At 34.3% G+C, this 5054-nt stretch carries 7 protein-coding genes and 2 pseudogenes; all 9 read right to left on the bottom strand.

The window, feature by feature from the left end; all coding sequences use genetic code 11:
* Positions 1-326: rRNA adenine N-6-methyltransferase family protein (locus ATN92_RS03575; RefSeq protein WP_234032524.1), on the bottom strand; the 326-nt coding region annotated here is incomplete at its 3' end.
* Positions 327-450: 124 nt separating this feature from the next.
* Positions 451-534 carry a 23S rRNA methyltransferase attenuation leader peptide gene (locus ATN92_RS03570; protein ID WP_001814874.1) on the bottom strand — a complete coding sequence of 28 codons (84 nt, stop codon included), beginning with the start codon at positions 532-534 and terminating at the stop codon, positions 451-453.
* A gap of 48 nt (positions 535-582) precedes the next feature.
* Positions 583-666: pseudogene (locus ATN92_RS19280) on the bottom strand (MLS leader peptide); the annotation flags it as partial.
* Positions 667-1270: 604 nt separating this feature from the next.
* Positions 1271-2482: a MobV family relaxase gene (gene mobV, locus ATN92_RS03560; protein ID WP_074412848.1), complete on the bottom strand. Its 1212-nt coding sequence runs from the start codon at positions 2480-2482 to the stop codon at positions 1271-1273.
* A 252-nt stretch (positions 2483-2734) separates the two neighbouring features.
* Positions 2735-3373 (bottom strand): replication protein, encoded by a 639-nt coding sequence (locus tag ATN92_RS03555; RefSeq protein ID WP_056950684.1) that lies wholly within the window; start codon positions 3371-3373, stop codon positions 2735-2737.
* A gap of 123 nt (positions 3374-3496) precedes the next feature.
* On the bottom strand, positions 3497-3652 hold the full coding sequence (locus tag ATN92_RS03550) for a protein RepA (RefSeq protein WP_002328822.1): 156 nt from the start codon (positions 3650-3652) through the stop codon (positions 3497-3499).
* A gap of 536 nt (positions 3653-4188) precedes the next feature.
* Positions 4189-4410, bottom strand: coding sequence for a hypothetical protein (locus ATN92_RS03545; protein ID WP_010712928.1), 222 nt, complete (start codon positions 4408-4410; stop codon positions 4189-4191).
* Positions 4386-4457: pseudogene (locus tag ATN92_RS19470) on the bottom strand (rRNA adenine methyltransferase); the annotation flags it as partial. The pseudogene ATN92_RS19470 and the gene ATN92_RS03545, both read right to left, overlap by 25 nt.
* On the bottom strand, positions 4432-5054 hold a 623-nt coding region (erm, locus tag ATN92_RS03540), incomplete at its 5' end, for a 23S ribosomal RNA methyltransferase Erm (protein WP_158106618.1). The gene erm and the pseudogene ATN92_RS19470, both read right to left, overlap by 26 nt.

Here is a 5054-nt window from a genome sequence, read left to right as displayed (position 1 = left end):
ATTTGTGTGCTTAAATGGTAAGGAATATTCCCAACAGTTTTATACCTCTGTTTGTTAGGGAATTGAAACTGTAGAATATCTTGGTGAATTAAAGTGACACGAGTATTCAGTTTTAATTTTTCTGACGATAAGTTGAATAGATGACTGTCTAATTCAATAGACGTTACCTGTTTACTTATTTTAGCCAGTTTCGTCGTTAAATGCCCTTTACCTGTTCCAATTTCGTAAACGGTATCGGTTTCTTTTAAATTCAATTGTTTTATTATTTGGTTGAGTACTTTTTCACTCGTTAAAAAGTTTTGAGAATATTTTATATTTTTGTTCATGTAATCTCTCCTGAAGTGATTACATCTATAAACAAATACAGAAGTTAAACGATTTGTTTGTAATTTTAGTTATCTGTTTAAAAAGTCATAAGATTAGTCACTGGTAGGAATTAATCTAACGTATTTATTTATCTGCGTAATCACTGTTTTTAGTCTGTTTCAAAACAGTAGATGTTTTATCTACATTACGCATTTGGAATACCAACATGACGAATCCCTCCTTCTTAATTACAAATTTTTAGCATCTAATTTAACTTCAATTCCTATTATACAAAATTTTAAGATAATGCACTATCAACACACTCTTAAGTTTGCTTCTAAGTCTTATTTCCATAACTTTAGGGTTAACCATACGCAAGACCAATCACTCTCGGACAATACTCATGATTTTAATGATAAAATCCATGTTAAACCCATAGATAAGAAATACACCTGCAATAACCGTTACCTGTTTGTGCCAATTTAAAAATGCACCACTTTTTTATAATTAAAACGGTTGAAAACTGTACCACTAATAACTCACAATAGAGAGATGTCACCGTCAAGTTAAATGTACAAAATAACAGCGAAATTTTTAAATCTATTTCTTATCGATACAAATTCCTCGTAGGCGCTCGGGACCCCTAATAGTATCAAGATAAGAAGAAAAGGGTATTTTGCTCCGCAAAAACCCTTTTAAAAACCGTGGGCTTCCGCCCACCCCTGACAAACGCAATGCGTTTGATCATGCCTCTGAAAAGTAGCTTTATCACGTAATTACTTTTCGTCGCTCAGCAAAAGCTAAATGCCTAAAATAAAAAGACAAGGGTAAACGTTGCTCACGTTGTTCGCCCTTGTCTTTATTATTTATAGCCATTTTAAACGCTTATGCCGACGAAAAGTAATAATCACGTGTAAATATACTCGAATTGATTTAAAACGTCTTAGAACGCAAATATGAGCTTCTAACGACTTAATTCATCTCTATCTCGTGTTTGAGTTTCATTTCTATGAATTTTTTCAAATTCTCCACCTTTTACAAATTCTTTTACTTTGTCTAAAACGCCACTAACAAGCGTTTTAACCTGTTCAGTTGTAACTTGCTTAGAATCTTTAAAGTACTCTTTAAACCCTTTGTAAATGCCCTTAATTTCGTTTTTAAGCGATTTATTCTCTTTCTCCAACGAATCAATTTTCTCTAGATTATTATTATATCTATCTGCTAAATCGTTGAAATCACGCACTACTTCCTTGTATTTTTCTTTTACATAGTCAATCCGCTTAGGTAAATCAGTTTCCGCATATTTCTTTAGTTTCTCATTCGATTTATATAAATCTTCATAGCCTTGTATTAAGGCATTTAATTTATCTTCAGGGATAATCACATTTCCTGTTTTTCGTTCTTCATTTTTCGTAAATTCATGTCGCAACTTACCAATACCAATGGTTTCGCCACTTGGTACTTTGACCGTTTTCGTTTCGTCTTTTAAATCTAAACTTTCTTTCTTGATTGTTGGTGTTTTATCGTTCGATAACGCTAAAACTTCTGACTTCCGCTGTTCCAGCGTGGTAGTCAGCTCTTTTAATTCATCCTTTGCCTTTTTATATTCAGGCACTGTTAAATTTTTACGCTCTGACCCTTTTTCGCCACGTTCAAGCTCAAAACCACGCTCATTTAAATACTTTGGCAATTCGTCTTGTACCGCTTGTAAGGCTTGACGATTAAAAACAGTCTTTGCTGATAGCTTGTGTTCGTCATTAAACGGCACAATTCCTAAGTGCATATGCGGTGTCGTTTCGTCTAAGTGAACTTGAGCATAGCGGATATTCTCATCACCAAATTTTTCTGAAAAATATGATTTAGCAACTTCAAAATAATCTTTAATTTCTTTACTATCTTTATCTTTAAAAAATTGGTTGTCAGAAGTTATGATCCATTCGTTTATTAATACAGCATCTTTTCTGACAGCACGACTACTTGATTTGTTGTCGTTAATAAATTGCTCAATATCTCGTTTATAATTTTCTGTCCGATTGACCAAATCATAATTTAAATGTGACCGTTCAACATCAATATCTTTGTTGGAATGATTGTCTGTATTTCTCTGATTATGATTACCTACCCCAACTAAATTTCCTGATTTTACCTTCTGCATTCTCGCCACTACAAATGACATATAAACACTCCTAACTTCGGGACAGCTTCCATGTAAAGTATAACCCACTATACTTTACTTCGTAAAGGTGGGCTCGCCGAGGGGTCTTGCAGACGGCTTATTCGGCTCTTTTGAGCCGAGTATCAGCGCACCCTTATGGTGCAATTAGCTGATACAAAAAACAAAGAGTTGGCTCATGTAATCCAACTCTTAAAACACAAAAAAATAACCCCCTTGGCTTTTCAGCAGGGGGCATATTTTTTATTTAATTCCTCACTCTTTATAAACTTGGTTTTCTTTTTGCCAATTCGATTTTATGTACTCTTTTATAAAAAGAGTATTCCTCTCTGTTAGCAATTCGAACCAACCAGCAGGAGCTCGGTCAGACATACAATAATCAGCAAAATCTTTTAAATGCATAATATTGTTATCCGAAATAAAACCAAGCATTTCTTTTAACGCTTGTCTTTTATCACCAGTAGATAACGCTAAACAACTTTCAAGGTCAAATCCACCAAACACTTGTATTTCTGTATTATCGTATTGATACTTTTCAGGATTATCCATATGCGTTAAATATCTAACAGCACCAGTTAAACCACTTATTCTTTCAGGAATCGGTGCCCTTAAAGCTCTTGCCATTTCGTCCATTTGTTCAAATGATTTATTGCCCTTGTAATTAAAAACTATATGATAATGCGGCTTTTTCTTTGTTCCGTCTGCATTAACATCTTTATCATGTAATGGACTAATTGCCACAGGTTCAGTTGAAATAATCTCTTTCCAATTCTCTGGCAAACTTTCAGGATAAACAACAATCCACCAGTTACGACCTCGCTTATAAGGCTGTTTAGTTTTTGGATTTAAATTCTTTCTAGGCAATGCCCAATCTGTTCTATTTTCATTTTCCATATTTTTCTACACCTTCCTAGTTACTCTACTAGGAAAACAAGGGAAAATTTGATAAACTTGAGTTGCGAAATCAAAGAAAACCAAATCTTGCGAGCCCTTGCTATCTTCCTAGCAGGGCTTTTTTTATTTAAAAATAGTCCCCTTATCATCAGCTTGATTAATTAAAAATGTAACCAAACCTGATTTAGTCATTCCATATTTTTGTGCCATTTTTTCTAGTTTGTCATTCGATTCAACAGGTAAAGATAAAGTCACTTTTTTCTTCTCAACTTCAACCACAAAATACACCTCAATTCTCTTCAAAATCTCTTTTACACTGTAATTATATTATACATACGACAGGAATACAAGATTTTACAAAAAACTTTTTTTCACCTCGAAATAGGTGCTTAAAACGTTCATATAAAGGTATTTACAAGACATTTAATCTTTTTATCTATTTGGACAATGGACAATGGACACATGGGGGGTGTCGTAGTGCCCCCATGAGTTGGTCGATTTTTTCAAAATCTCCCCCCAGTTTGCTTCCCAATTCCTAAAAACTAATAAAACCGCGGGCGTTGCCCACACCCACAAACGCAATGCGTTTGATCATGCCTCTGAAAAGTAGCTAAACATTCACACCTGTTGGCTTTCCGTCGTCTATGCAAAAGCTAAATGACAACAAAAAAAGCTGCAAGGGTAAATGCACTCACTACGTTCGCCCTTGCAGCTTTTTCTATTGCCATTTTTAACGCTTATGCCGACGAAAAGACCAAACAGGTATAAATATACTCGAATTGATTTAAAACGCCTTAAAACGCAAATATGAGCTTCTAACGACTTAATTCATCTCTATCTCGTGTTCGAGTTTCATTTCTATGAATTTTTTCAAACTCTCCACCTTTTACAAACTCTTTAATTTCGCTCACAAGGTTATTCATGAGCTTTTTAGCTTGTCCAACAGTTGCACCAAGGGTATTTTCCATAAACTGATTAAAACCTCTGTAAATGCCCTTAATTTCGTTTTTAAGCGATTTATTCTCTTTCTCCAACATTTACAAAAGCGACTCATAGAATTATTTCCTCCCGTTAAATAATAGATAACTATTAAAAATAGACAATACTTGCTCATAAGTAATGGTACTTAAATTGTTTACTTTGGCGTGTTTCATTGCTTGATGAAACTGATTTTTAGTAAACAGTTGACGATATTCTCGATTGACCCATTTTGAAACAAAGTACGTATATAGCTTCCAATATTTATCTGGAACATCTGTGGTATGGCGGGTAAGTTTTATTAAGACACTGTTTACTTTTGGTTTAGGATGAAAGCATTCCGCTGGCAGCTTAAGCAATTGCTGAATCGAGACTTGAGTGTGCAAGAGCAACCCTAGTGTTCGGTGAATATCCAAGGTACGCTTGTAGAATCCTTCTTCAACAATCAGATAGATGTCAGACGCACGGCTTTCAAAAACCACTTTTTTAATAATTTGTGTGCTTAAATGGTAAGGAATATTCCCAACAATTTTATACCTCTGTTTGTTAGGGAATTGAAACTGTAGAATATCTTGGTGAATTAAAGTGACACGAGTATTCAGTTTTAATTTTTCTGACGATAAGTTGAATAGATGACTGTCTAATTCAATAGACGTTACCTGTTTACTTATTTTAGCCAGTTTCGTCGTTAAATGCCCTTTAC

The organism is Companilactobacillus bobalius, from assembly GCF_009764355.1.
This window is presented reverse-complemented; position numbering and strand designations above follow the sequence as displayed.

What these genes read in the sequence shown, in the direction of transcription:
- mobV (WP_074412848.1), bottom strand. Translation starts at nt 2,482, where the DNA reads ATGTCATTTGTAGTGGCGAGAATGCAGAAGGTAAAATCAGGAAATTTA.
- ATN92_RS03570 (WP_001814874.1), bottom strand. Translation starts at nt 534, where the DNA reads ATGTTGGTATTCCAAATGCGTAATGTAGATAAAACATCTACTGTTTTG.
- ATN92_RS03545 (WP_010712928.1), bottom strand. Translation starts at nt 4,410, where the DNA reads ATGTTGGAGAAAGAGAATAAATCGCTTAAAAACGAAATTAAGGGCATT.
- ATN92_RS03555 (WP_056950684.1), bottom strand. Translation starts at nt 3,373, where the DNA reads ATGGAAAATGAAAATAGAACAGATTGGGCATTGCCTAGAAAGAATTTA.